The sequence below is a fragment of the Streptomyces sp. Y1 genome (assembly GCF_041053115.1).
GTDB classification, from domain to species: Bacteria; Actinomycetota; Actinomycetes; order Streptomycetales; family Streptomycetaceae; genus Kitasatospora; species Kitasatospora rubellomurina.
The window spans coordinates 8,396,633-8,421,455 of the sequence record NZ_CP163445.1; the positions used below are offsets into that span (position 1 = coordinate 8,396,633).

The following is a 24,823-nucleotide window of genomic DNA, read 5'->3' on the forward strand; positions in this document are numbered from 1 at the left end:
CCGTCCCGTCCGCATCGTAGGAACCGCGCCGAGCGCGCGCGTTCATGCCCGACGCTACACGGCCGGCGGGGGTCGCCGGGGGCCGTCTACCGGTGTGCGGCCTCGGCCACGGCGACCGAGTCGAAGCCCTCGCGGCGCACCCGTTCGGCGCCCCAGTCGCCGAGCGGGCCGAGGGCCCGGTTGAGGGTGATCCCGTGCTCGGTCAGCGAGTACTCGACCCGCGGCGGCACCTCGGCGTAGACCTCGCGGCGCACGAGGCCGTCCTCCTCCATCTCGCGCAGGTGCTGCGTCAGCATCTTCTCGCTCACGCCCGGCATGCCGCGGCGGAGTTCGGCGAAGCGGCGCACGCCGTGGGCGTGCAGCTCCCAGAGGATCAGCCCCTTCCACTTGCCGCTCACCACGTCGAGCGCGGCATCGATGCCGCAGATGTAGGGCCCGATCCTCGGTGCCTTGGCCATCGCTCAATTCCCCCTTACCAAAAGGTGAGTATCCCAGTAAATAGTAGGTACTTCCGGGAGCGGCGACGCTCTCCGAGGATGGAGGGGTGAACGAACGACAGAACGACACGAACCAGCAGAACAGCGCCGTCACCGTGATCGGGCTCGGCCCGATGGGACAGGCCATGACCCGATCCCTCCTGAACGCCGGCCACCCGGTGACCGTCTGGAACCGCACCGCCGCCCGGGCCGCGGGCGTCGTCGCCGCCGGCGCGACGCTCGCGGCGACCCCCCGTGAGGCGGTCGAGGCGAGCGGCCTCGTCCTCCTCAGCCTCACCGACTACCGGGCGATGTACGACATCCTCGACGACGCCACCGCGTCGCTCGCCGGCCGCACGCTGGTCAACCTGAGCTCCGACACCCCCGAGCGCTCGCGCGAGGCGGCCGCCTGGGCGGCGGGCCACGGCGCCGACTTCCTCACCGGAGGGGTCATGGTCCCCGCGCCGATGGTGGGCACCGAGGCGTCCTACGTCTACTACAGCGGCCGCGAGCAGGTGATGGAGGAGCACCGGTCGGCGCTGGCGCTGCTGGGGGCGCCGAAGTACCTCGGGACGGACCCGGGCCTCGCCCAGATGATGTACCAGGCCCAACTCGCGGTGTTCCTCACTACCTTGTCGGCCCTGATGCACGCCACCGCGATGCTGGGCACCGCGGGGATGAAGGCCGGGGAGGCGCTGCCGGAACTGCTCGCCTCCGCCGACTCGATCGGCGCCATCCTGCGGGCCGGCGCCGGGGCGGACGGGAACCCCGGCACCGCGATCGACGCCGGAGAGCACCCCGGCGACCTCAGCACGGTCACCATGATGGGCGCGACCACCGACCACATCGTCGAGACCAGCACCTCGATCGGCCTCGACCTCGCGCTCCCGCTGGCCGTCCAGTCCCACTACCGGCGGGCGATCGAGAACGGACACGGCACCGAGAACTGGACGCGCATCATCGACAGCATCCGGGGGCCGCGCTGACCGAGGTCGTTCGATCCTCTATCGTGTAAGGCATGGCTGACATGATAGACCCTTACGAGCTGCGCGCGGGCGTTCCGGACGTGGCGACCTTCCGCGGCCTGCGCACCGGTGCCGGGATGACGGACCGCCCCGCCGAGGCGGTGGCGGCCGGCCTGGCCAACACCTGGCACGGCGTCACCGTCCACCACCCGGAGGCCGGCATCGTGGGCATGGGCCGGGTGGTCGGCGACGGCGGGACGGTCTACCAGATCGCGGACGTCTGCGTGCTCCCCGAGCACCAGGGCCGTGGCCTCGGCGCCCGGATCATGGCCGAGCTGACCGGCGCCCTGGAGCAGCGCGCCGTGCCCGGGGCGTACGTCTCCCTGATCGCGGACGGCCCGGCGCACCGCCTCTACTCCCGCTTCGGCTTCGTGCCCACCGCTCCGCACTCGATCGGCATGCACCGCCTGGTCTGACCGCCCCGGACGGGGGAGGGCCGCCCGCCACTCGGCGAGCGGCCCTGCGGTATGCGGGCGCGGGGCGTGCGGGCGTGGGTGCCGGGGCGGGCGTTACCGGACGATGTAGTAGTCGTCGAGCTCCCCCTCGCTGGCGCAGATCTCCCGCTGCTCGACGATGTCGGTGGCCACCCAGCCGTCGTCGTCCTTGCACTGCTGGACGGTGATGGGCGGGTCGAGGTGGCGGGTGTGCGCGCTGGCGGAGGCCGCGGCGGCGCCCAGGGAGAGCGCGGCGGCGGCGAGCACGGCCAGGGCGGTGAGGCGTGTGGTGGCGGTCATGCCCGGTCAACGACGGCGCCCGCCCCCGGTCACCGGGGGCTCGCCCGTCCGTGCCGGGCCTGCCGCGAGGCCGGTCCGGGGGCCGTTCCGGGGCCGGACCGGACCGGACCGTCCGCCCGCCGGTCCGGGTCACGCGCGAGGTGACCCGGACCGACCGGGACGGGCGGGTCAGGCCTGCGCGCGGGCGCCGGTGATCTTCTCCTTGAGCGCCCCGAGGAGGCTCTGCAGGAGCGCGATGGTGCCCTCGTCGACCAGGTTGCCCTCGTCGTCGAACCGCTCGTGCGAGCGGAAGACCATGACCTCCGGCTTGACCACGACATCGGTGTGGGTCCAGACGAACACCTGCCGCAGCGCGAGCTGCGCCCGGACCGAGCCGAAGTTGGTCGGGGCGGCGCCCAGGATCGCGGTCGGCTTCCGCTGCAGCGGCAGGCCCTCCGACTTGCTCCAGTCGGTGCTGACCCAGTCGATCGCGTTCTTCAGCACGCCGGGGACGGAGTAGTTGAACTCCGGCGTGGCGATCAGCAGTCCGTCGGCCGCGGTGATGCGGTCGCGCAGCTCCTGCACGACGGCGGGCCGGGCCTCGGCGGTGTCCAGGTCGAAGTCGTAGGGCGGGATCTCCCGCAGGCGGTCGTAGACCTCGATGTCCAGGCCGCCGGGGTTGAACTTCCTGGCGGCGTGCAGCAGCGCGGTGTTGTGCGAGTTCGCGCGCAGGCTGCCGGAGATGGCGAGGATCTTCAGGTCGGTCATGACCGGTCCCTTTCTCAGAAGCGGAGGGCCGCCTACCGGCCCCGGCCTCGACCGTAGGCGCGCCGCGGCGGGGGCGCGGGAGGCCGTACGCGCCACCGGGGGGACGATCGGCGCCAGGGGGGACCGTTCGCGCCACGAGGGGGACGGTTCCCGACCGATGGGTGCCCCGGCCTTGATTTCTGGCGTGCGATTAGAATCGCGCGCTGTGCACAGAGACACGGTTCCCGCCTACCTGGTGCGGCTCGTCCGCGACAGCGCGCTCCGGCTGGGGATAGCCCCGCAGGAGATCGCGCTGGCCACGGGGCTGGAACCGGCCGCACTCGCCGACGACCTGGCACGCGTCCCCACCGCCGCGATCAACCGGATCTGGGAGCTGATCGTCGTTCACGGCGGGGAGGGGATCGGCCTCCTGGTCGCCGGGAACGTCCCGCTGGGCAGCCTGCACGCCTGGGACTACCTGGTCACCAGCGCCCCCACGGTCGCCGAGGGCCTGCGCGAGGGGGCGCGCCTGATCACCGCGCTGACCGACCCGGCCGTCTCGCTCGACGTGGTGGAGGAGGGCCGGCGGCTCACCCTGAACTACAACGGGCTGCCGTTCCGGGACGGTGTCGACCGGGAGATCAGCGTGTTCGCCCTGGCCACGCTCCTGCAGCGGATGCAGGTCGCCGGAGCCGGCTCGGCCGGCCCGGTCCGGGTCGCGTTCGCCCACCCGGCCCCGCTACGACACCGCCACCTGATCGACGGCTTCGGCACCGCCCGCATCGACTTCGACCAGCCCACCAACTCGATCGTCCTGCTCGACGCCGGGCGGCAAGCGCCCTCCGCGGACCCGGAACTGGCCCGCATCATGCGGCGCTACGTGGAGATGGGCCTGGCCGCGGCCCGGCCTGCCCCGGGCTGGCGCGACACCTTCCGCGCCGCCCTGGCCGAAGCACTGGCCGACGACCTGCTCTCCCTGGAACGCGTCGCCTGCCGGCTCGCCGTCAGCCCGCGGACCCTGCAGCGCCGGCTCAGCGACCACGGCACGACCTGGCGCGAGGAGATCGACGCCGTCCGCCACGAACAGGCCGCCCACCTGCTCCGGGACACCCGGCTCCCGGTCCAGTCGATCGCCGCCCGCCTCGGCTACGCCGACTCGCGGGCGCTGCGCCGGGCCTTCCAGCGCTGGACCGGCCACACCCCGGACACCTACCGGAAGTCGGCGGACCTCGAGACGGCGGCCACCGGCAACGGCTGACCCGCCGGAAGCGGCTGACCCGCCGGGAAGGACTGGAAGGGCACGCTCAGAACCGCAGGTCCATCCGCTGCTCGACGGTGTCGAGCCCGAACTTGCGGACCGGGCGGGAGACGGTCAGCTCGAACCCGGCCTCGGCGTACAGGTGGTGGGCGGCGTCGAGGCCGGTGATCGTCCAGAGCAGCACGCCGTCGTACGAGCGGGCGCGGGCCTCGTCCAGGGCGGTCTCCAGCATCCGCCGGCCCAGGCCGCGGCCCCGGGCGGCCGGGTCGAGCAGCACCCAGCGCAGCTGCCCCCAGCCCGGGCGCTCCTCGGCCCGGACCAGGCCGGTGGCGCCGACCACCCGGCCGTCGAGCTCGGCGACCCACAACCGGCCGGGTGCCGCGCCGCCCTCGGCGGCCCGGGCCAGGACCAACTCGGCCATGCCGGCCGCGACATAGGCCTCCATGGTGGCGTCCATGCCGTACTCGCGGGTGTAGAGGACGCCGTGCAGGGCGGCGACGGCGCCCAGGTCGCCGGGCCGGTCGGCCTCGCGGACGGTCGCGTATCCGGGTGCGGTGGTGGCCATGGCGGCATCCCCTTCCACTGAAACACTCGTTTCAGTGGAACGATAGACCACGTGCCCACCCCAGCCGACGCACCTTCCCGCCCCGCGCCGCGCCGCCCGTCCGTGCGCCGCGAGGACCTCCTCGCCGCGACAGTCCGCTACGTCGCCGAACACAACGTCTCCGACCTCTCGCTGCGCCCGCTGGCGGCCGGGATCGGCACCAGCCCGCGCGTGCTGCTCTACCTCTTCGGGTCGAAGGAGGACCTGGTCCGCGAGGTGCTCGCGGTCGGCCGGAGCGAGCAACTGGCCCTGCTGGAGCGCTCCGAGGCCGAGGGCGGCAGCCCCCGGGAAACCCTCGAGCTGCTCTGGGAGTGGCTGACGGCCCCCGAACGCCGGGGCGCGCTGCGGCTGTTCTTCGAGGGTTACGTCCGCGCCTTCGGCCGCTGCGAGCCCTGGCGGGACTTCGGCACCGCCTCCCTGGACGAGTGGCTGCCGCCGCTGACCCGGGTGCTCGACGGCACCCGGGCGAACGCCACCGTGGTGCTCGCCGTCCTCCGCGGGCTCCTGCTGGACGTGCTCGCCGCCGAGGACGAGGACAACATCCGGCGCGTGCACGCCGCTTGGCGCGACTTCCTGGACGCCACCCTGGGCGAGCCGTAGCGGTCACACCCGGCGAGGCCGGGCCCGGCACCGCCGCGCCGGGCCTGGCCTCGCCGGGCAAGCCGTCACCGCGTCCCGGAATCGGGCCGGCCGTCCCGCAGCACCAACTCGGCCACCGTGCTGTCCCAGAGCCGCCGCTGGTACGCCGGGGCGTCGGCCGGGATGTGCGCGGAGACCGCCCGCGCCTCCGCCACCAGCGCCTGCCGGGCCTCCGGCAGGCCCGCCACGCGGTGGGACTCGCTCGCCATCCGCAGGACGACCGCCAGCTTGTAGGCGTACACCCGCGGGTTGGCCGCGAACAGCACCCGGTACACCTGCAGTCCCTCCTCCCCGTACAGGATCCGGTCGTTGTGGCTCAGCAGCCGCACCCGCGCCCGCAGCACCAGGTCCTCGTGCACCCGCATCTTCACGTCCCCCTTCGTCACCTTCCGCCCGCCCGCCGCCCCCGTTCGGGCCCGCCGCCGGAGGGCGTACGGGCACGGCGGCGCGTCGGCCGCGGGGGAGGGGTGGGATTGCGGACGAGTCTGCGGCGTGCCCGGGGTCCGCGGCAAGGTTCGGCGAGGGTGTGCTGAGTCCTACCGAAACCCCCTCCGAGCTGGCAGGATTGGGGTCGACACGCTGCGGGGGGACTCCTTCGGCGGCGGCCCCACCCCGGCGGCCGAGCGGGTCCGGGACCCGGCTAGCCTTGGTCGTATGTTCGTACTTGAGCTGACGTACACCGCCCCGCTGGAGCGCATCGACGCGGTGCTGCCGCAGCACGTGGCGTGGCTGACCGCCCACTACGAGGCCGGCACCTTCCTCGCCTCCGGCCGCAAGGTGCCGCGCGAGGGCGGCGTGATCCTGGCGGCGGGCCCCGACCGGGCCGGGATCGAAGCCCTGGTCGCCACCGACCCGTTCGTGCGCGAGGGCCTGACCGAGTACCGGATCACCGAGTTCGTCGCGACCACCACCGCCCCCGCGCTGGACGGTCACCGGGAGCAGCTGCCCAGCTGAACCCGTCCGCCCCACCGGCCCCGCCCCGGTGTCCCGTGTCCTCCGGGACGCCGCGCGGTGGCTACGATCGGTGGGCGGGGGCCTTCGGTGGGTTTCGGCTTTTTTGTCTGGTGGGAGTTGGCGAATGGTGGATGTACGGGCCGGGCAGCCGGCCGGTTCCGGTGACCTGGTGGACGTGGCGCGGCTGGTGACGGCGTACTACGCGCTCAAGCCCGACGTGCGGGAGCCCGCGCAGCGGGTGGTGTTCGGGACCTCCGGGCACCGCGGGTCCTCGCTCGACGTGGCGTTCAACGAGGACCACATCGCGGCGACCACGCAGGCGATCTGCGAGTACCGCGCGGCCCAGGGCGTCGGCGGGCCGCTGTTCCTCGGCGCGGACACGCACGCGCTGTCCGAGCCGGCCCGGGTGACGGCACTCGAAGTGCTCGCGGGCAACGGCGTGCGGGTGCTGCTCGACTCCGCCGACGGCTACACCCCGACCCCGGCCGTCTCGCACGCGATCCTCGCCCACAACCGGCGCAGCCCGCAGGCGCTGGCGGACGGCATCGTGGTGACGCCCTCGCACAACCCGCCGCGCGACGGCGGGTTCAAGTACAACCCGCCGAGCGGCGGGCCGGCCGGCTCCGAGGCCACCGGGTGGATCCAGGACCGCGCCAACGAGCTCATCCGCGAAGGCCTGCGCGGCGTCAAGCGCGTCCCGTACGCGCGGGCGCTGGCCGCCGCGACCACGGGCCGGTACGACTTCCTGAACGCGTACGTCGACGACCTGCCGTCCGTCCTGGACCTGGACGCCGTGCGCGCCTCCGGCCTGCGGATCGGCGCCGACCCGCTGGGCGGGGCCTCCGTGGCGTACTGGGCGCGGATCGCCGAGACCCACCGGCTCGATCTGACCGTCGTCAACCCGGACGTCGACCCGACCTGGCGGTTCATGACCCTGGACTGGGACGGCAAGATCCGGATGGACTGCTCCTCGCCGTCCGCGATGGCCTCGCTGATCCGCCGCAAGGACGAGTACGCCGTCGCCACCGGGAACGACGCCGACGCCGACCGGCACGGCATCGTCACGCCGGACGGCGGGCTGATGAACCCGAACCACTACCTCGCGGTGGCCGTCGACTACCTGTACCGCCACCGGGCGCACTGGCCGGCCGACGCGGGCGTGGGCAAGACGCTGGTCTCCTCCTCCATGCTCGACCGGGTCGCGGCCGACCTCGGCCGGCCGCTGGTGGAGGTCCCGGTCGGCTTCAAGTGGTTCGTCGACGGCCTGCTGGAGGGCTCGATCGGCTTCGGCGGCGAGGAGTCCGCCGGCGCGTCGTTCCTGCGCCGCGACGGCGGGGTGTGGACCACCGACAAGGACGGCATCCTGCTGGCCCTGCTCGCCGCCGAGATCACCGCCGTCACCGGCTCCACCCCCAGCGCGTACTACCGCGAGCTGACCGCGCGCCACGGCGACCCCGCCTACGCCCGGGTGGACGCCCCCGCCGACCGCGAGCAGAAGGCCCGCCTGGCCCGCCTCTCCCCGGAGCAGGTCACCGCCGGCGAGCTCGCGGGCGAGAAGATCACCGCGGTGCTCTCGCACGCCCCCGGCAACGGCGCGGCCATCGGCGGCCTCAAGGTCTGCACCGACAACGCCTGGTTCGCGGCCCGCCCCTCCGGCACCGAGGACGTGTACAAGATCTACGCCGAGTCCTTCCTCGGCACCGACCACCTCGCGAAGGTCCAGGCCGAGGCCCGGACCCTCGTCGGCGAGGTCCTCGGCGCCTGACGCCGAACCGGAGGCGGCCCCGCCCGGGGCCGCCTCCCGCACGTCACCGACGACACCACGGGGAGCACCGCCGCATGCCGCATCTGCCGATCAGAGGCGTGCTCTTCGACGTCGACGACACGCTCTTCGACTACTCCGGCTCGGAGGAGGCGGGCATCCTCGCCCACCTCGACGAACTCGGCCTGCTCGCCCGCCTCCCCGGCCCGCAGGCGGCGGTCGACCTGTGGCGCACCGTCATGGAGGCCCAGTACGCCCGCTTCCTCGCCGGTGAGCTGACCTTCCGCGGCCAGCAGGGCGAGCGCACCCGGCAGTTCCTCGCCCGCCTCGGCGAGCCCGGCGCCGAGCGGCTGTCGGACGAGGCGGCCGCCGCCTGGTTCGCCGGCTACGCGGCCCACCGCGACGCCGCCCGGGCCGCCTTCCCCGACGCCGCCCCCGCCCTGGCCGGACTCCCGCCGCACCTGCGGCTCGGCGTCGTCTCCAACTCCTCCGCCGACCACCAGCGCGACAAGCTGCGCGCGATCGGCCTGCTGGACCGGGTCGGCGCCGTCCTGGTCTGCTCCGACCAGCACGGCGAGCCCAAGCCCGCCCCGAGCATCTTCCGCGCGGGCTGCGCCGGGCTGGGCCTGGCCCCGCACGAAGTCGCCTACGTCGGCGACAACTACGCCCTCGACGCCGAGGGCGCCCGGGACGCCGGCCTGCACGCCTTCTGGCTCGACCGGACGGCCTCCGGCGCCCCGGTGGGGGAGGGCATCCGGGTGCTGCACTCGCTCGACGGCCTGGCGCGCGCCCTGACCGCCTGAGCCGCCCGGGGACGCGCGAACGGCTGCGCGAACGGCTGCGCGAACGGATGTGCTGCCAGGGTGCGACGCGAACCGGTGCCCACCGCGTTAGAAGGTCATGGAGCGAACGAGCACGCAGGACTTCGGGGAGTTCGCCGCGACCCGCGGCCGCCACCTGGTGAGGACCGCCTTCCTGCTGACCGGCGGCGACGCGCATCTGGCGGAGGACCTCGCCCAGGAGGCCCTCGGCAAGCTCTACGGGAAGTGGCGCAAGGTCGCGCGGATGGACAACCCGGCCGGCTACGCGCAGACCGTCCTGGTCAACACCTTCCTCTCGCACCGGCGCCGCCGCGCCGCCGGCGAGCACGTCACGGACGTCTTCGCCGAGACCCCGGTCACCGACCCGGACCCGTCGCTGCGGCTGACGTTGCTGCGCGCTCTCGCCGAACTCCCCGCCCAGGACCGCGCGGTGCTGGTGCTGCGGTTCTGGGAGGACCGCAGCGTCGAGGAGACCGCCCACATCCTGCGCCTGGGCGAGAGCGCGGTGCGCTCCCGCAGCTCCCGGGCGCTGACCCGGCTGCGCGCCCTGCTGGGCAGCGAGCTCGACGACCTCGCCCGCTCCTGAGCCCCGCGCGCCCGCCCCGCCCCACGCTCGACCACTCGACCACGGAGGACCGGCATGCCCCTGGACGACCGTTTCGCCGCCCTGCTGCACGACGCCGCCGAGCTAGCCCCCGACCCGCCCGCCGCCGAGCTCGCCGCGTCGGCCCGCCGCCGCCACCTGCGCGCCCGCCGCCGGCGCACCGCGGTGGTCGCGGCCGCCACCGCCGTCGTCGCCCTCACCGCCCTCGGCACGCGGCTGCTGCCCGGCGCCGACCCCGGCCCGGGCAGCACGAGGCTCGCCCCCTCCGGCGGGTGGCCCGAGGGGATCACCGGCACGTTCATGACCGACACCCTCGTCTCGCTGCTGCCCCCCGGGCAGATCACCGCGGCCGGCGGCTACGGCACCAACGACGGCGCCGTGCCCGGCCTGCCGCCGTCCGCGCACCTGCTGTACGACGACGGCCAGGGCGCCGGCATGGTCACCCTGAGCGTCGACCGCGTCGCCCTGCCGATCAGCGAGACCACCGCCGGCACCCAGTGCGCCGACCCGGTCGAGTCGCCCACCGAAGGGTGCGAGCGCACCGTCCTGCCGGACGGCGGCATCGTGGTGGTCGACCGGCTCGCCCCGGTCGAGCCGATGAAGGTCCGCAAGTGGCAGGCCACCTACACCGGCCCGGACGGCCGCCGGCTGCAGATCTGGGAGGTCAACGCGACCAGCTACGGCCCGCCGCTGAGCCGCCCCAACCCGCCGCTGACCCCCCAGCAGCTCACCGCCGCCGTCACCAGCAACGCCTGGGACCCGCTGTTCGCCCCCGGCGCCGCCACCACCCCGGCACCGGGCAACTCGCCCGAGCCGTCCGGCCCGTCCGCCGACCGGATCATCGCCACCGCCCGCGCCCTGCTGCCGCCCGGCACCCTCGCCGACCCGGGCGCCACCCAGCACACCACCGGTCGCGCCCACCTCTCCGTCACCCTGGACGGGCGCACCAGCATGCTGTCCGTCCGCGCCGACCCGCGCCGGGCCGACGCCGCCTCGGCCGCCCGCGTCCGCCAGGCCTACGAGCACGGCGACGGCGTCGACCCGGCCGCCGCCCGCACCCCGGACGGCACGCTCGTCCAGGTCCGTCAGCTGCACGCGTCGAAGTCCGGCGACGGGCCCGTGCTGCGCTGGATCGTGACGGCGCTGCACCCGGACGACACCGAGGTGACGGTCGCCGAGTGGAACGGCACCGACGAGCCGAACGCGCGGCCCGGCACCCCGGCGCTGACCACCGAGCAGCTCACCGCGATCGCCGTCGCCGCCCCCTGGCGGCACTGAACGGCCGCCCGGGCTCCGGGGGTCGGCGCGTCGGCTCGGCCCGCGGCCGCGCCCCTCCCGGCCCGACCTGCGGGGGCGTTGCCGGGCCCCGGCCCCGGGTGGCCGTAGGGTGGGTCCGACCGAGGCCCGGTGTGGGCCCCGGTTTTTCGTGGGCAGCGGCTGATCGAGGGCAAGGGTATGCAGTTCGACGACCAGGGAGATCTCGACACCTCGCAGGTGGACGACCGGCGGGGCATCCCCGGCGGCAAGGTGGCCATCGGCGGCGGGGCGGTGGGCCTGGTCGCCGTGCTGTTCGCGGTGCTGCTCGGCGTCGACCCCAAGCTGCTCGGCCTGTCCTCCGGCGGCGGCAACGGCTCGTCCACCTCGCGCAGCGCCGGCGAGGTGCAGCAGGCCTGCAAGACCGGGGCGGACGCCAACAGCCGCCAGGACTGCCGGATCGTCGCGGTCACCAACAGCCTGCAGGACTTCTGGGGCGGCGAGCTGCCCAAGCGCGCCAAGACGGCGTACAAGCCCGCCGAGACGGTGCTGTTCACCAACCGGGTGTCCACGGCGTGCGGCGCGGCCACCTCCGCGGTGGGCCCGTTCTACTGCCCCGGCGACCAGAAGGCCTACTTCGACCTCGGCTTCTTCGACGAGCTGTCCACCCGCTTCGGCGCCAAGGGCGGCCCGTTCGCCGAGTCCTACGTCGTCGCCCACGAGTTCGGCCACCACATCCAGACGCTCACCGGCCAGATGCAGAAGGTCGGCAACGACCGGCAGGGCGCCACCAGCGCCTCGGTACGGCTGGAGCTGCAGGCCGACTGCTACGCCGGGGTGTGGGCGCACCACGCCACCACCACGCCGCAGCCCTCCACCGGCCGTCCGCTGATCAAGTCCCTCACCGACCAGGACATCGCCCAGGGCCTGGACGCGGCCGCCGCGGTGGGCGACGACCGCATCCAGAAGCAGGCCACCGGCAGGATCAACCCGGAGGCGTGGACGCACGGCTCCTCCGACCAGCGCAAGGCCTGGTTCACCACCGGCTACCGCACCGGGGACCTCACCCAGTGCGACACCTTCTCGGCCGCGAAGCTCTGAGCCCCTCACCGGCCCCCGGCCCCGCGGTGTTTCGCGGGGCCGGGAGCCCGCCGGCTACTCCACCGGCGTCCAGTCGGCCCAGTCCGCGGCGAAGCCCGCGCCCTCGCCGCGCACCCGCGCCGCCCCCGCCCCCGCGAAGTGGGCCGGCACCACCAGCGCCTTCTCGTCCGCCGCACGGGCCAGCACCTGCTGCCGGCTGCGCGCCGCGAGGACCGGGTCCAGGCAGAAGCAGCTGGAGCACGAGGGGTGCGCGAGCTGCACCGGCGAGTGGAGCAGGTCGCCGACGAAGACGGCCCGCTCGCCGCCGGAGTCCAGCCGCAGCACCGAGGAGCCGGGGGTGTGCCCCGGCGCCTCCGCCAGCACCAGCGCCCCGTCCAGCCGCACCTGCCCGGACCACGGCACCGCCTGACCGGCCGCCAGGACCGGCGCCACGCTGTCCGCGAACACCCGGTCCCAGTCCTCCCACAGCTCGGGCCCCGGGCCGCCCGCCGCCCGCGCCGGGTGCGCCGCCGCCGGGTCGAAGAACGCCAGGTCGGCCGCGGGCAGGTAGTAGTCGGCGTTGGGGAACGCCGGCACCCAGGCGCCGTCCCGCTCCCGGGTGTTCCAGCCCACGTGGTCGGCGTGCAGATGGGTGTTCACCACCACGTCCACGTCCTCCGGGCGCACCCCCGCCCGCGCCAGCAGCGCCATGAACCGGCCGCCCTCGCGGCGGTGGAACAGCGGCGTGCCCGGCCGCTCACGCCCGTCGCCGACGCCGGTGTCCACCAGGACGGTCCGCCCGCCGCTGCGCAGCACGAAGGTCTGCAACGCCCCCACGAAGGAGCCGGAGGCCGCCTCGTAGTGGTCCGGCGCCAGGCCGGCGCCCTCCGCCCGCCAGACCCGCTCGGCCAGGTCGGGCACGATGGCCCCGGCCGGCCCGAACGGGCCCTGGTACTCCACCAGTCGCACGATCTCGACATCCCCCAGCACCAACCGCTGCACGGCCGCCTCCCGCTCTCGTTCTCGTCCTGCCGCGTTCGTTCCTACGCCGTCGAGCCTAGGCACCTCCGATGAGCCGCTCAATGCGCGAGCGGCTCCCTCCGATACGCGAACGGCTCACCGGTCGGGGCTACGATGGCCGGATGGACGTCGTCAGCGATGCGATCGCGGCCGTGCGCACCGGCCGGCCCTCCTCCAACCGGCTGCGCGTGGGCGGCCGTTGGGCCGCGCGCCTGCCCCGCTTCGCCGGCGCCGGTTTCCACGTGGTGCTGGCCGGCGGCTGCTGGCTGCTGCCGGAGGGCGGCGAGCCCGTGCGCCTGGAACGCGGGGACGTGGTGCTGCTCCCGCACGGCGGCGGACACGCCCTGTCCGACCGGGAGCTGACGCACGGCCAGGCCCTCCGGCTGCCCGAACTGGACGTCCCGCTCGCCGCCGGGCTCGCGCTCGCCGAGCCCGGCGACGGCGGCGAGGTCGTCGAGCTGCTGTGCGGGAAGTACCGGCTCGACCACGGCCTCACCCATCCGCTGATGCGCGAGCTGCCCGAGGTCGTCCGGCTCTCCACGCTCTCCGGCGAGCACCCCGAACTGCGGGCGGCCGTCGAGCTGTTGGGCGCCGAGGTGGCCTCGGTGCGGCCCGGCGGCGAACTCGCCGTGCCCGCGCTGGTCGACCTGCTGCTGGTCTACCTGGTCCGGGCCTGGACGACCCGGCGCGGCGCGGTCGGCTGGGGCGCGGCGCTGGCGGACCCGGTGGTGGCGGCCGTGCTGGCCGCCGTCCACGAGGACCCGGCCCACCCCTGGACGGTCGGCTCGCTGGCCGAGCGGGCGGGGGTGTCCCGGGCGACCCTGGTGCGCCGCTTCACCGCCCGCACCGGCCGGCCGCCGATGGCCTACCTGACCTGGTGGCGGATGACCCGCGCCGCCACCCTGCTGCGCCGGGGCGCCGACCCGCTGGAGACGGTGGCCCGCGAGGTCGGCTACGGCAGCCCGTACGCGCTCTCGCACGCCTTCGCCCGGCAGTTCGGCACCACCCCGGGCCGCTACCGGGCGGCCGCCACGGCCTGACGCGCCGTCAACTCCCTTCACCGGCCGTGTGCGCCGGTGCTTCCGATGTTCACGAAGGTAACGGGTTGGGGTGTGTTCGCCGGTGTCTGGTTTTACTTATTGACGTCATGTGCACGATCAGGTTGACTCCCTGCACCTCGCCGCGAAGCCGCCGCGGCGAACTCAGGGAGAGGCACCTGTTGTATGAACGCCGCACTGCGTCGCACCGTCGTCTCCACCGTCACCGCCGCCGCACTGGCCCTGACCGGCGCCGCCTGCGGCAAGGCCGGCGGGGCCAAGAAGGACAGCGCCACCGCCGACAAGGGCCCCGCCTCGATCGGCCTGCTGCTGCCCGAGAACGCCTCCTCCACCCGCTACGAGTCCTTCGACCGCCCCTTCATCGAGGCCAAGGTCAAGGCCCTGTGTGCGGACTGCAAGGTCCTCTACAACAACGCCGAGGGCAGCGCCGCCAAGCAGAAGCAGCAGTTCGACACCCTGCTCACCCAGGGCGTCAAGGTGATCATCCTGGACGCCTTCGACGCCGCCGCCACCGCGGGCTGGGTGAAGGAGGCCGCCGACAAGGGCGTCAAGGTCGTCGCGTACGACCGGCTGGCCACCGGCCCGGTCTCCGCCTACGTCTCCTTCGACAACGAGAAGGTCGGCGAACTCCAGGGCCAGGCCCTGCTGGACGCGCTCGGCGGCAAGGCCGCCGAATCCGACATCGTGATGATCAACGGCGACGAGGCCGACCCGAACGCCGCCCAGTTCAAGGCCGGCGCGCACAAGGTCCTCGACGGGAAGATCCGCAAGGTCGTCTACGAGCAGTCCGGCCAGTGGAACCCCACCATCGCCGGCCAGAAGGTCTCCGCCGCCGTCACCCAGTACGGCAAGAACGGCTTCCAGGCCGTCTACTCCGCCAACGACGGCATGGCCGCCGCCATCATCACCCAGCTCAAGGGCGCCGGCATCACCGTCCCGGTCGGCGGTCAGGACGCCGGCCTCGACGCGATCCAGCGCATCGTCGCGGGCGACCAGACCTACACCGTCTACAAGGCGTACCGGCCGCTCGCCGACGCCGCCGCCGAACTCGCCGTCGACCTGCTGCAGGGCAAGGACGTCAAGACCGTCGCCGACGCCACCGCGGACAGCCCCACCGACAAGAACATCCCCGCCAAGCTCCTCCAGGCCAAGGTCGTCACCAAGGCGAACATCGCCCAGACCGTCGTCGCAGACGGCCTCTACAAGGCCTCCGACATCTGCACCGCCGACTACGCCGCCGCCTGCGCGGCCGCCGGCCTCAAGTAGCCACGATCCCAGGAGGGTTCGCGTGACAGGCTCACCCGTTCTCGAACTGCGATCGGTCTGCCGGCGCTTCGGCGCCGTCCAGGCCCTGGACCAGGTGGACCTGACCGTCCACGCCGGCGAGGTCCTCGCCCTCGTCGGCGACAACGGCGCCGGCAAGTCCACCCTCGTCAAGACCATCGCCGGCGTCCACCCCGTCGACACCGGCACCATCCACTGGCACGGCCGACCCGTGCGGCTCACCCGCCCGCAGGACGCCACCGCCCTCGGCATCGCCACCGTCTACCAGGACCTCGCCCTCTGCGACAACCTCGACGTCGTCGCCAACCTCCACCTCGGCCGCGAACGGCTGCGCCACGCCCTGCTCGACGACGTCGCCATGGAACAGCACGCCCGGCGGCTGCTCGACACCCTCGCCATCCGCATCCCCGACCTGCGGGCCCCGGTCGGGGCGCTGTCCGGCGGCCAGCGCCAGGTCGTCGCCATCGCCCGGGCGATGCTCGGCGAGCCCTCCCTCGTCATCCTCGACGAACCCACCGCCGCCCTCGGCGTCGAACAGACCGCCCAGGTGCTCGACCTCGTCGAGCGGCTGCGCGAGCGCGGACTCGCGGTCGTCATCGTCAGCCACAACATGGCCGACGTCACCGCCGTCGCCGACACCGTCGCCGTCCTGCGCCTGGGCCGCAACAACGGGGTCTTCCCCGTCGAGGGCACCACCCAGGAACAGATCGTCGCCGCCATCACCGGCGCCACGGACAACGCCCACACCCGCCGCCGCGCCCGCCGGGCCGGGAGCGGCGAGGAGGAGGCCGCATGACCAGCCCCGACACCCCCGCCCCGCTCACCGGCTGGACCGGCCGGCTCGACGCCACCAGGAGGCGGCTGGCCGGCGGCGAACTCGGCGCCCTCCCGGTCGTCGTCGGGCTGGTGATCATCGCGATCGTCTTCCAGAGCGTCACGCACCACTTCCTCCAGGCCGACAACCTCACCAACATCACCCGCTTCATCGCCGGCCCCGGCCTGATCGCGGTCGGCGTCGTCCACGTCCTCATCCTCGGCGAGATCGACCTCTCCCTCGGCTCCGTCGCCGGCGCCACCGCCGCGATCACCGCCGTCCTCGCCACCCGGCACGACCTGCCCGAATGGCTCGCCATCCTCACCGCCCTGGCCACCGCCTGCGCCATGGGCCTGCTGCACGGCCTGATGTTCGCCCGGGTCGGCGTCCCCGCCTTCGTCGTCACCCTCGCCGGCATGCTCGCCTGGAGCGGCCTGCAGCAGTACGTGCTCGACACCGGCACCGTCAACAACCGCCACGACGGCATCGTCGCGGGCCTCGACTCCACCTACCTCGGCGACGGCGACATCGCCTACGCCTGGGCCCTCGCCGTCCTCGCCCCCGCCCTCTACCTCGCCGCCCAACTGCGCACCGCCCGCCGCCGCACCGCCGCCGGCCTCACCGCCCGCGGCACCGCCGACAGCGCCCTGCGCGCCGCCGTGCTGGCCGTGCTCTGCCTCGCCGCCGCCTGGGTCCTCAACCAGGACCGCGGCCTGCCGCTCTCCCTCGTCGTGCTGCTCGCCGTCGTCCTCGCGACCGACTTCGTGCTGCGCCGCACCCGCTACGGCCGGCAGGTCTTCGCGGTCGGCGGCGGCGTGGAGGCGGCCCGCCGGGCGGGCATCGACGTCGCCCGCGTCCGGATCTCCGTCTTCGTGCTCTCCGCCTTCCTGGCCGGCCTCGGCGGCCTCTTCTACGCCTCCCAGCAGGGCTCGGCCGACAAGGAGCTCGGCGGCGGCAACGTCCTCATGAGCGCCATCGCCGCCGCCGTGATCGGCGGCACCAGCCTCTTCGGCGGACGCGGCAAGACCTGGTCCGCGCTGCTCGGCATCCTCGTCATCCAGAGCATCACCACCGGGCTCGACATGGTCCACGCCGCCCAGGCCATCCAGTACATGATCACCGGCGCCGTCCTGCTCGCCGCCGTCGTGCTCGACTCCGTCTCCCGCCGCACCCGGAGCGCCACCGTCCGGACGTGACGTCCGTCCACCACCCGGGACCCCCGCAGGGCCGGCGCCTCGTGCGCCGGCCCTGCCGTCGTTCCCGCGGTCCTTCCCGCCGTCGTTCCCGCTCACCGAAGCTGCCGAAAACCTCCGCACGGTGGACGGGCCGCGCAGGATCCCACACGAACGGGCGAACGCCGTGAATGAGTCGATGATCCGACCGGAACCCCCCGATTCGGTAGTGGACCCCTCACTACCTGTACCGTGCCGGACGTCATGGTGTTCATCACTCTTCCCCCTGCCGTCACGCGTCTCCCGTTTTCGCCGATTACGCTCCACCAGCGAATATGACCTGAAAGCACCAAAACGACATTCGATTCGATCCGGCACCACCCCGCACGGCATCGATGATGAGAATTTCCTTTGACCGCACCTTCGCTGCATCCAGCCGACTCCGCACGGAGTCATGGTGAGTGGGCGCGCCCCACCCGCTGACACCCACGTCAGACGCTTGTAGCCCGTCCGCGCGCCCTCAGGAAACCGGAGCCGAGGAACCCAACCCCATGGACCCACGCCACGACACGGCCGGCCCAGGCACGCTGCACCGCCCCCACCACGGGCCCGCGGCGGGCTGGCCGGTGGCCCAACCCGCCCACCCGCGCAGTCTGCTCGACATCATCGCCGCGACCGCCGCCGCCCACCCCCACGCGCCCGCGCTCGACACCGGCGACGCCGTCCTCGACTACCGCACCCTGATGCAGGAGGTCGACGGCCTCGCCGGCGTGCTCGCCGGCCACGGCATCGGCTGCGGCGACCGCGTCGGCGTGCGCATCCCGTCCGGCACCGCCGACCTGTACGTCGCGATCCTCGCCGTGCTGCGCTGCGGCGCCGCCTACGTGCCGGTGGACGCCGACGACCCCGACGAGCGCGCCGAGATGATCTGGCAGGACGCCCAGGTCTGCGCCGTCCTCGGCGCCGGCCGCCAGCTGTACGCCGGGCCCACCGCCCGGCCCTCCGGCCGCCCCGCCTGGCCCTCGCCCGCCGACGACGCGTGGATCATCTTCACCTCCGGCACCACCGGCCGCCCCAAGGGCGTGGCCGTCAGCCACCGCAGCGCCGCCGCCTTCGTCGACGCCGAGGCCCGCATCTTCCTGCCGAACCGCCCGCTCGGCCCCGGCGACCGGGTCCTCGCGGGCCTGTCCGTCGCCTTCGACGCCTCCTGCGAGGAGATGTGGCTGGCCTGGCGCCACGGCGCCTGCCTGGTGCCCGCCCCCCGCTCCCTGGTCAAGGCCGGCACCGACCTCGGCCCCTGGCTGGTCGAGCGGCGCATCACCGCCATCTCCACCGTCCCCACCCTGCTCGCCCTGTGGCCGCAGGAGTGCCTCGACCAGGTCCGCCTGATCATCGTCGGCGGCGAGTCCTGCCCCGCCGAACTCGTCGAACGCCTGGCCGTCGGCGGCCGCGAGTTCTGGAACACCTACGGCCCCACCGAGACCACCGTGGTGGCCACCGCGGCCCGGATGCTGCCCGGCGAGCCCGTGCGCATCGGCGCGCCGCTGGACGGCTGGGAGATCGCCGTCGTCGACCAGGCCGGCCACCCCGTGCCCTGGTACGAGACCGGCGAACTGCTGATCAGCGGCGTCGGCACCGCCCGCTACCTCGACCCCGCCAAGGACGCCGAGAAGTACAGCCCGCACCCCCTCTTCGCCTCCCCGCGCGTCTACCGCAGCGGCGACCTGGTCCGCAACGAACCCGAGGGCCTGGTCTTCGTCGGCCGCGCCGACGACCAGATCAAACTCGGCGGCCGCCGCATCGAGCTCGGCGAGATCGACGCCGCCCTGCAGGCCCTGCCCGGCATCCGCGCCGCCGCCGCGGCCGTGCGCAAGACCCCGGCCGGCGCCGACCTGCTGGTCGGCTACCTCGTCGCCCGGCCCGGCGCCGCCCCCGACCTGGCCGCCGCCCGCCAGCAGCTGCTCGAGCGCCTGCCCGCGCCGCTGGTGCCCGTGCTCGCCCTGGTCGACTCCCTGCCCACCAAGACCTCCGGCAAGGTCGACCGCAACGCCCTGCCCTGGCCGCTCGCCACCACCGGCACCGCCGCCCCCGCCGCCACCCTGGACGGGACGGCCGGCTGGCTCGCCGGGCACTGGGAGAAGCTGCTCGGCATGGCTCCCGGCGCCGACGACGACTTCTTCGCCCTCGGCGGCTCCAGCCTCACCGCCGCCCGCCTGGTCTCCGAGCTCCGCACCCGGCACAGCGGCGTCTCCGTCGCCGACCTGTACGCCCACCCGGTGCTCGGCGACCTCGCCGGCTTCCTCGACGGCCTCGCCCCGGCCCCCGGTGCGGCCGCCGCCCGGGAAACCGGCCCCGCCGCCCCCGTACGGCCGGTGCGCCGCACCCCGCGCAGCGCGGGCCTGTGGCAGACGCTCATCCTGCTCGGCATGTTCGGCCTCGCCGGACTGCGCTGGGTGGTCGTCCTGATCGCCCTCGACAACCTCATGGGCAACCACCTGGCCTGGGCGCCGCACAGCTCGTGGTGGCCGGTGATAGGGGGCCTGATCCTCTTCTACAGCGCCCCCGGCCGCACCCTGCTCGCCGCCGCCGGCGCCCGCGTGATCACCGCCGGGGTCCGCCCCGGCAGCCACCCGCGCGGCGGCCACGTCCACCTGCGCCTGTGGGCCGCCGAACGCTACACCGCGATGTTCGGCACCGGCGCGCTGGCCGGCACCCCCTGGGCCGCCCGCTACGCCCGCTGGCTCGGCTGCCGCGTCGGCAAGGGCGTCCAGCTGCACACCCTGCCCCCGGTCACCGGCCTGGCCCGCCTGGGCGCCGGCGCCAGCATCGAACCCGAGGTCGACATCGCCGGCTGGTGGCTCGACGGCGACGTCCTGCAGCTCGGCCACATCGAGGTCGGCGAGGGGGCGAGCGTCGGCCACCGCGCCACCCTGATGCCCGGCGCCCGCGTCGGCGCCGGCGCCGAGATCGCGCCCGGCTCCTGCGTCACCGGAGCCGTCCCGGCCGACGAGCACTGGCACGGCTCGCCGGCCCGCCCCTCCACCGAGGCCCGCACCCCCTGGCCCGCCCACCCGGCCCGCCGCTCGCGGATCTGGAACCTCGCCTACGGCGTCGGCTTCGCCCTCTTCGGCCTCGTGCCGATCATCGCCGCCCTGCCGGCGCTGCTGATCATCTACCCGACGATCGACACCGACCGCACCCTGGTGGCCGCCCTGCTCCAGCTGCTGCCGCTGACCGTCCCGCTCGCGGTGCTGACCGTCTTCTGCCACGCCGCCCTGATAGCCCTGCTGGTGCGGACCTTCTCGCTGCCGCTGCGCCCGGGCTTCCACCCCGCGGTCGGCCGGGTCGCGTTCTGCGCGTGGGCCGTCTCACGCCTGAGCGACACCGCGCGGCGCACCCTGTTCCCGTTCTACGCCTCGCTGCTCACCCCGGTGTGGCTGCGCGTGCTGGGCGCGAAGGTCGGCCGGCGGGTCGAGGCCTCGACGGTGCTGTCGCTGCCCTCGCTGATGCGGGTGGACGACGGCGCGTTCCTCGCCGACGACACGCTGGTGGCGCCGTACGAGCTGCGCGGCGGCTGGCTGCACGTCGGCCGCTCGTACGTCGGCCGTCGATCCTTCGTCGGGAACTCCGGCATCGTCGGCCCCGGCCGCAGCCTGCCGGACAACTCCCTGGTCGGCGTGCTGTCCGACACCCCCGCCCACGCCCCCGAGGGCTCCTCCTGGCTGGGCCGGCCCGCCTTCGCGCTGCCGCGCGTGGCCGACACCGGCGGCGAGGGCCGCACCTACGACCCGCCGAAGCGCCTGATGTGGGCGCGCGCCGGCGTCGAGCTCTGCCGGCTGCTGCCGGTGATAGTCGCGGCCCTGCTCGGCGACCTGGTGTTCGCCGCCCTGCAGGCGCTGCGCGACGACTACGGGCTCGGCATCGCGGTCGGGGCCGCCGGGCTCGTCCTGGTCGCCGCGGCCGTGGTCGCCTGCGCCGTCACCACCGCCGCCAAGTGGCTCCTGGTGGGCCGGTTCCGGGTCGCGGAGCACCCGCTCTGGTCGTCCTTCGTCTGGCGCAACGAGCTCTACGACACCTTCGTGGAGGAGCTCGCCATGCCGTTCGGCGGCGGCGCGATCACCGGCACCCCGTACCTGAACATGTGGCTGCGCTCCTTGGGCGCGAAGATCGGGCGCGGCGTGTGGTGCGAGACCCACTGGCTGCCGGAGAGCGACCTGGTGACGGTGGAGGCGGGGGCGAGCGTCAACCGCGGCACCGTGCTGCAGACCCACCTGTTCCACGACCGCGTCATGCGGCTGGGCCCGGTGCACCTGGGCGCGGGCTCCACCACCGGCCCGCACTCGATCGTCCTGCTCAACACCTCCCTCGGCGACAACACGACGGTCGGCCCGGCCTCCCTCGTGATGCGCGGGGAGAACGTGCCCGGCGCCACCCGCTGGCTCGGCAACCCCGTCGCCGCCTGGAACGCCGACCCCACCCCACCCGCCGGCCACCGGGCCGGCCGCGGTCGCCGGCGCACCGCCGCCGCGTGACGCGCCCGCGGTGCGGTCACGGCTCCTCCAGCCGTGACCGCACCCCTTTTTCCTTGTTCCTCCGTTCCTCTTCGCCTGGTGTTGGCACGCCGTTGGTGCGTCGGCGGCGCGGGGTGCGGTGGCGCCTGCTGTGCTCTCCCGGTGGGGCGGTAGCCTCGTGTGCGCAGGGACGGATGGGCGCGTGGGCCCGGATGCGGTGGGGTGGGTGCGGTGGCGGAACAGCAGCACGGGTACTGGCGGGTGGCCGACGGTGCGCCGGTGAGTCCGGTGCAGGCGCAGATGGTGTGGACCAGGGCGGCGTATCCCGCGCTGGTGGAGGTGGCGGGGCGCTACCACGCGGTGATCACGTACGCGGAGCTGGCGGAGGCGGTGCAGGAGGCCTCCGGGGTCCGTACCCGGGTGGAGCAGCGCTACTGGATCGGCAAGGTGCTGGGGCTGGTGATCCGGGAGGCCCACCGGCGCGGGGACCCGCCGCTGACGTCCCTGGTGGTGCACGCGGCGGACGGCAAGGTCGGCGCCGGCTACCAGGAGGTGCTGGCGGTGGCGGGCTTCGCGCCGCTGGCGGGGGAGATGGACCGGGAGGAGCACGCGGCGGCGGCCCGCCTGGCCTGCTACCGCCACTTCGGCGCCGAGCTGCCGGAGGACGGGGGCACCCCGGCGCTGGCGCCCAAGCTGCGGGCCGCGCTGCTGCGCAAGGCCTCCGCGAAGGCCCCGGCCGCGGGGTCCGGACGCTCCGGAGCCTCCGGAGGTTCCGGGGCTGCGGCCGCGGCTGCGGTGCGGGTGCAGGCCGTGTGTCCGAGGTGCTTCATCGAGCTGCCGGCGACCGGGGTGTGCGACTCCTGCGGCGGCACCGCCTGACGCACCCGTCGGCCGTCAGGGGGCGGACGGCGGTGCGGTGGGGGTGAGGGTGTGGAGCAGGTCCGCGCCCAGGACGCGGCCGGTGGTGGACTCGTCGGTCAGGTCGTAGTCGTCGTACCAGTCGGACGGGGCTTCCGGGTGCGGTCCGCTGACCGCGACGCGGCCCGCGCCGTAGGGGGCGACGACGGCGGCGGCCCGGTTGTTGCTGTAGCGGGCGAGCACGTCCACGCCGGGGCCGTGGACGTCGAAGTAGGGGCCGTCCTGGAAGTACATGCGCCGGTTCTGTCCCCGCCAGGCGACGTCGACGAGGTGGTCGTGTTCGTCGGTGATGGTCGCGCCGGGGGAGTGGATGTACTGCCCGGAGTCGCCGGGCAGCAGGTCGTAGCCGGGGTCGCCCGCCAGGTAGCCGCCCATGCACAGGCCGAGGTAGTGGCCGCCGGCGCGTACGAAGTCGCGGACCAGGTCGGGGGAGAAGCCGGTCTCGTGCTGCAGCAGGCGCCAGGCGGTGCTCACCTCCTGGCCGTTGGTGCCGCCCGGCTGCACGTACAGGGCCGCCCCGGCGAAGGCGTCGGCGCCGAAGTGCAGCTTTTCGCGCGCCCCGATGTAGCGCACGCCGTAGCCCTCGCGCTCCAGCATCTGCCGGGCGGCCTCCGCGCAGCCGTCGCAGGCGGCCGGCCCGCGGTAGACCAGCGCCAGCGGCCGGCCGGCGGCGGGCGGTGTGCCGTCCGCCGCGTCGGCGCCGGCGGAGACCGCCGCGGGGCGGGCCTCGGTGCCGTCGCCGTTCGGGGTGGGGGCGGCGGTGCACGCGGATGCCGCCAGTACCGCCGCTGCCACCGCCAGGGCCCTCGCGGCCCGTCCCCACCGCCGCTTGCCCGCCCCTGCCACCTTCGTGCACCGCCCGTCACTCTGCGCGTCGCTCGTCGCATCCCTCGTCGCGCCTCGCGCGCCGTCCCCGTGTGTCGCCCCGACGCTACGGCCCACCGGGCCTCCCGCGCACACCGGCCACCCGAACGGGTGAGGCCGGGCGGCCCGCCTTGACGGACCGCGGGGGTTCAGCGGGGTGGGGTCTCGGGAGCGCTGATCGAGGCGAAGGGGTGCTCGGCGGTGGCCTTGATCCACTGGGGGAAGTGTTCCAGGCCCACCGCGGGCGAGGCCGGGCAGCCGGGGCGCAGGGCGCCGGCGGGGATGAACGCGGCCCGGCAGCGTCGGCACAGCCGGGCCGCCTGCCACACGTGCAGCTGCCACTGCCGGTGGGCCCGGCGTTCCTCACGGTTCGTGCCCATGGCCCGCTCCCGGCGGCGGCGCGCGGCGGCGCGGACGGTCAGGCCGGCCGCGAGCAGGATCGCCGGGAGGACGAAGTGGCCTATCCGGTAGCCCAGTTGGTAGGCCGTGGAGCCGCCGGCGTCCGCGTGGTCGTTCAGCGCACTGACGACGCCGAGCAGGCAGAATGCCGCACTGAGGACGAACAGCGTGGTCGCCGCCGCGCTGGTCGCGACGGCCGCGTCGGGCGGTGGGGCGAGCAGCCCACGGGTACGGACGTCGATCGGTGCGGCCGGGTCGGCCCATACGTGCGCGACAGGCACGGCCTGGTCCGGCGCGGCACACGCGGGGCAGCTGACACTCAACGAACTTCCCACTCCCGGAACGGACTTGCGCGTGAACGGTGAACGCGTCGCAGTAGATCACAGCGAGTGGGCCGGTCGCAGACGAATAGTGACGCCCGCCGGCCCGGGGCGCGGCGGGGGCCCGGGTGTGGAACGGTGGAGGTCGCAAGGGTTTCGCATCCCTCGCGCGTCCCCCGGAAGCGGAAGGAGTGGCCATGTCGTCCAAGCGCCGCCGCAAGAAGAAGGCCCGCGCCCGCCGCGGAGCCAACCACGGCCGCCGCCCCCAGTGCTGAACGGCCTCCCTGAACGCCCCTGCCCGCACGCCGGGCCGGGGCGTCCAGGCACGCGCGCGCTGGTCGGCCGCCGTCAGGCTGGCCAGCAGGGCCCGGCCCCGTCGCAGAAGCCGCCGGCCCGCCTCGGCAAGCACCCGGTCGGCCCCGCCGCCGCCCCCTGGCACTCTCCGCCGGGCGCCCAAGTGGCGCGGCCCGGAGGAGGCCGACTGTCCAGCCCGAACTCCCAGGCCGAACTCCCAGGCCGCTTCCAG

The 24,823-nt window shown here is 74.6% G+C and carries 24 protein-coding genes; 16 read left to right on the plus strand and 8 right to left on the minus strand.

Annotated features, from left to right (window positions below; translation table 11 throughout):
- Positions 1-86 precede the first annotated feature (86 nt).
- On the minus strand, positions 87-458 hold the full coding sequence (locus AB2U05_RS36700) for a winged helix-turn-helix transcriptional regulator (RefSeq protein ID WP_369185734.1): 372 nt from the start codon (positions 456-458) through the stop codon (positions 87-89).
- An 86-nt stretch (positions 459-544) separates the two neighbouring features.
- Here AB2U05_RS36700 and AB2U05_RS36705 point away from each other — a divergent pair, with 86 nt between their 5' ends.
- Both AB2U05_RS36705 and AB2U05_RS36710 read left to right on the plus strand, forming a co-directional pair.
- Positions 545-1,462 (plus strand): NAD(P)-dependent oxidoreductase, encoded by a 918-nt coding sequence (locus tag AB2U05_RS36705; RefSeq protein ID WP_369185735.1) that lies wholly within the window; start codon positions 545-547, stop codon positions 1,460-1,462.
- A gap of 32 nt (positions 1,463-1,494) precedes the next feature.
- Positions 1,495-1,917, plus strand: coding sequence for a GNAT family N-acetyltransferase (locus tag AB2U05_RS36710; protein WP_369185736.1), 423 nt, complete (start codon positions 1,495-1,497; stop codon positions 1,915-1,917).
- A 93-nt stretch (positions 1,918-2,010) separates the two neighbouring features.
- Here AB2U05_RS36710 and AB2U05_RS36715 read toward each other — a convergent pair whose 3' ends face one another.
- The gene (locus AB2U05_RS36715) at positions 2,011-2,235 is read right to left on the minus strand and encodes a hypothetical protein (protein ID WP_369185737.1); all 225 of its coding nucleotides are present in this window, start codon (positions 2,233-2,235) and stop codon (positions 2,011-2,013) included.
- Positions 2,236-2,403: 168 nt separating this feature from the next.
- Positions 2,404-2,982, minus strand: coding sequence for an NADPH-dependent FMN reductase (locus tag AB2U05_RS36720; protein ID WP_369185738.1), 579 nt, complete (start codon positions 2,980-2,982; stop codon positions 2,404-2,406).
- A 205-nt stretch (positions 2,983-3,187) separates the two neighbouring features.
- Between AB2U05_RS36720 and AB2U05_RS36725 the strand changes: the two genes are divergently transcribed.
- Positions 3,188-4,219 (plus strand): AraC family transcriptional regulator ligand-binding domain-containing protein, encoded by a 1,032-nt coding sequence (locus AB2U05_RS36725; RefSeq protein ID WP_369185739.1) that lies wholly within the window; start codon positions 3,188-3,190, stop codon positions 4,217-4,219.
- A 46-nt stretch (positions 4,220-4,265) separates the two neighbouring features.
- Here AB2U05_RS36725 and AB2U05_RS36730 read toward each other — a convergent pair whose 3' ends face one another.
- Positions 4,266-4,784: a GNAT family N-acetyltransferase gene (locus AB2U05_RS36730; protein WP_045700812.1), complete on the minus strand. Its 519-nt coding sequence runs from the start codon at positions 4,782-4,784 to the stop codon at positions 4,266-4,268.
- Positions 4,785-4,835: 51 nt separating this feature from the next.
- On the opposite strand from AB2U05_RS36730, the gene AB2U05_RS36735 reads away from it, so the two are divergent.
- Positions 4,836-5,423 (plus strand): TetR/AcrR family transcriptional regulator, encoded by a 588-nt coding sequence (locus AB2U05_RS36735; RefSeq protein WP_369185740.1) that lies wholly within the window; start codon positions 4,836-4,838, stop codon positions 5,421-5,423.
- A 65-nt stretch (positions 5,424-5,488) separates the two neighbouring features.
- Here the strand turns inward: AB2U05_RS36735 and AB2U05_RS36740 are convergent, their stop codons facing one another.
- Complete coding sequence (locus AB2U05_RS36740) at positions 5,489-5,848, minus strand: hypothetical protein (RefSeq protein WP_369185741.1); 360 nt, start codon at positions 5,846-5,848, stop codon at positions 5,489-5,491.
- A gap of 268 nt (positions 5,849-6,116) precedes the next feature.
- On the opposite strand from AB2U05_RS36740, the gene AB2U05_RS36745 reads away from it, so the two are divergent.
- The 6 genes from AB2U05_RS36745 (at position 6,117) to AB2U05_RS36770 (ending at position 11,958) form a co-directional block, all read left to right on the plus strand.
- Positions 6,117-6,416, plus strand: a complete 300-nt coding sequence (locus AB2U05_RS36745) for a YciI family protein (RefSeq protein WP_045700808.1) — start codon at positions 6,117-6,119, stop codon at positions 6,414-6,416.
- A 124-nt stretch (positions 6,417-6,540) separates the two neighbouring features.
- Positions 6,541-8,181, plus strand: a complete 1,641-nt coding sequence (gene pgm / locus AB2U05_RS36750; RefSeq protein ID WP_369185742.1) for a phosphoglucomutase (alpha-D-glucose-1,6-bisphosphate-dependent) — start codon at positions 6,541-6,543, stop codon at positions 8,179-8,181.
- A gap of 74 nt (positions 8,182-8,255) precedes the next feature.
- Complete coding sequence (locus tag AB2U05_RS36755) at positions 8,256-8,981, plus strand: HAD family hydrolase (RefSeq protein ID WP_369185743.1); 726 nt, start codon at positions 8,256-8,258, stop codon at positions 8,979-8,981.
- A 97-nt stretch (positions 8,982-9,078) separates the two neighbouring features.
- Positions 9,079-9,585 (plus strand): SigE family RNA polymerase sigma factor, encoded by a 507-nt coding sequence (locus AB2U05_RS36760; RefSeq protein ID WP_369185744.1) that lies wholly within the window; start codon positions 9,079-9,081, stop codon positions 9,583-9,585.
- A 54-nt stretch (positions 9,586-9,639) separates the two neighbouring features.
- A complete protein-coding gene (locus AB2U05_RS36765; RefSeq protein ID WP_369185745.1) occupies positions 9,640-10,881 on the plus strand; it encodes a hypothetical protein in 1,242 nt (413 codons plus the stop codon).
- A gap of 177 nt (positions 10,882-11,058) precedes the next feature.
- Complete coding sequence (locus AB2U05_RS36770; RefSeq protein WP_369185746.1) at positions 11,059-11,958, plus strand: neutral zinc metallopeptidase; 900 nt, start codon at positions 11,059-11,061, stop codon at positions 11,956-11,958.
- 54 nt (positions 11,959-12,012) lie between these two features.
- Here AB2U05_RS36770 and AB2U05_RS36775 read toward each other — a convergent pair whose 3' ends face one another.
- Positions 12,013-12,939, minus strand: coding sequence for an MBL fold metallo-hydrolase (locus tag AB2U05_RS36775; protein ID WP_045700797.1), 927 nt, complete (start codon positions 12,937-12,939; stop codon positions 12,013-12,015).
- Between the two features lie 140 nt (positions 12,940-13,079).
- Between AB2U05_RS36775 and AB2U05_RS36780 the strand changes: the two genes are divergently transcribed.
- From AB2U05_RS36780 to AB2U05_RS36805, 6 genes are all read left to right on the plus strand, one after another.
- Complete coding sequence (locus AB2U05_RS36780) at positions 13,080-13,997, plus strand: AraC family transcriptional regulator (RefSeq protein ID WP_369185747.1); 918 nt, start codon at positions 13,080-13,082, stop codon at positions 13,995-13,997.
- A 183-nt stretch (positions 13,998-14,180) separates the two neighbouring features.
- Positions 14,181-15,281, plus strand: coding sequence for a sugar ABC transporter substrate-binding protein (locus tag AB2U05_RS36785; RefSeq protein ID WP_107073087.1), 1,101 nt, complete (start codon positions 14,181-14,183; stop codon positions 15,279-15,281).
- Between the two features lie 22 nt (positions 15,282-15,303).
- Complete coding sequence (locus AB2U05_RS36790) at positions 15,304-16,095, plus strand: ATP-binding cassette domain-containing protein (protein ID WP_045700793.1); 792 nt, start codon at positions 15,304-15,306, stop codon at positions 16,093-16,095.
- On the plus strand, positions 16,092-17,309 hold the full coding sequence (locus tag AB2U05_RS36795) for a sugar ABC transporter permease (protein WP_045700790.1): 1,218 nt from the start codon (positions 16,092-16,094) through the stop codon (positions 17,307-17,309). Before AB2U05_RS36790 ends, AB2U05_RS36795 begins: the two co-directional genes overlap by 4 nt.
- A 527-nt stretch (positions 17,310-17,836) precedes the next feature.
- Positions 17,837-21,817 (plus strand): Pls/PosA family non-ribosomal peptide synthetase, encoded by a 3,981-nt coding sequence (locus tag AB2U05_RS36800; protein WP_369185748.1) that lies wholly within the window; start codon positions 17,837-17,839, stop codon positions 21,815-21,817.
- A 210-nt stretch (positions 21,818-22,027) separates the two neighbouring features.
- Positions 22,028-22,675: a hypothetical protein gene (locus AB2U05_RS36805; RefSeq protein ID WP_369185749.1), complete on the plus strand. Its 648-nt coding sequence runs from the start codon at positions 22,028-22,030 to the stop codon at positions 22,673-22,675.
- A 15-nt stretch (positions 22,676-22,690) separates the two neighbouring features.
- Here AB2U05_RS36805 and AB2U05_RS36810 read toward each other — a convergent pair whose 3' ends face one another.
- Both AB2U05_RS36810 and AB2U05_RS36815 read right to left on the minus strand, forming a co-directional pair.
- The gene (locus tag AB2U05_RS36810; protein WP_369185750.1) at positions 22,691-23,509 is read right to left on the minus strand and encodes a BPL-N domain-containing protein; all 819 of its coding nucleotides are present in this window, start codon (positions 23,507-23,509) and stop codon (positions 22,691-22,693) included.
- A 218-nt stretch (positions 23,510-23,727) separates the two neighbouring features.
- Positions 23,728-24,258 carry a hypothetical protein gene (locus tag AB2U05_RS36815; RefSeq protein ID WP_369185751.1) on the minus strand — a complete coding sequence of 177 codons (531 nt, stop codon included), beginning with the start codon at positions 24,256-24,258 and terminating at the stop codon, positions 23,728-23,730.
- Between the last annotated feature and the right edge of the window lie 565 nt (positions 24,259-24,823).

Excerpts from the sequence above, each read along its gene's own strand:
- AB2U05_RS36700 (WP_369185734.1), bottom strand. The coding sequence starts at position 458 with ATGGCCAAGGCACCGAGGATCGGGCCCTACATCTGCGGCATCGATGCC.
- AB2U05_RS36710 (WP_369185736.1), top strand. The coding sequence starts at position 1,495 with ATGGCTGACATGATAGACCCTTACGAGCTGCGCGCGGGCGTTCCGGAC.
- AB2U05_RS36715 (WP_369185737.1), bottom strand. The coding sequence starts at position 2,235 with ATGACCGCCACCACACGCCTCACCGCCCTGGCCGTGCTCGCCGCCGCC.
- AB2U05_RS36720 (WP_369185738.1), bottom strand. The coding sequence starts at position 2,982 with ATGACCGACCTGAAGATCCTCGCCATCTCCGGCAGCCTGCGCGCGAAC.
- AB2U05_RS36730 (WP_045700812.1), bottom strand. The coding sequence starts at position 4,784 with ATGGCCACCACCGCACCCGGATACGCGACCGTCCGCGAGGCCGACCGG.
- AB2U05_RS36745 (WP_045700808.1), top strand. The coding sequence starts at position 6,117 with ATGTTCGTACTTGAGCTGACGTACACCGCCCCGCTGGAGCGCATCGAC.
- pgm (WP_369185742.1), top strand. The coding sequence starts at position 6,541 with ATGGTGGATGTACGGGCCGGGCAGCCGGCCGGTTCCGGTGACCTGGTG.
- AB2U05_RS36755 (WP_369185743.1), top strand. The coding sequence starts at position 8,256 with ATGCCGCATCTGCCGATCAGAGGCGTGCTCTTCGACGTCGACGACACG.
- AB2U05_RS36760 (WP_369185744.1), top strand. The coding sequence starts at position 9,079 with ATGGAGCGAACGAGCACGCAGGACTTCGGGGAGTTCGCCGCGACCCGC.
- AB2U05_RS36765 (WP_369185745.1), top strand. The coding sequence starts at position 9,640 with ATGCCCCTGGACGACCGTTTCGCCGCCCTGCTGCACGACGCCGCCGAG.
- AB2U05_RS36770 (WP_369185746.1), top strand. The coding sequence starts at position 11,059 with ATGCAGTTCGACGACCAGGGAGATCTCGACACCTCGCAGGTGGACGAC.
- AB2U05_RS36780 (WP_369185747.1), top strand. The coding sequence starts at position 13,080 with ATGGACGTCGTCAGCGATGCGATCGCGGCCGTGCGCACCGGCCGGCCC.
- AB2U05_RS36785 (WP_107073087.1), top strand. The coding sequence starts at position 14,181 with ATGAACGCCGCACTGCGTCGCACCGTCGTCTCCACCGTCACCGCCGCC.
- AB2U05_RS36795 (WP_045700790.1), top strand. The coding sequence starts at position 16,092 with ATGACCAGCCCCGACACCCCCGCCCCGCTCACCGGCTGGACCGGCCGG.
- AB2U05_RS36800 (WP_369185748.1), top strand. The coding sequence starts at position 17,837 with ATGGACCCACGCCACGACACGGCCGGCCCAGGCACGCTGCACCGCCCC.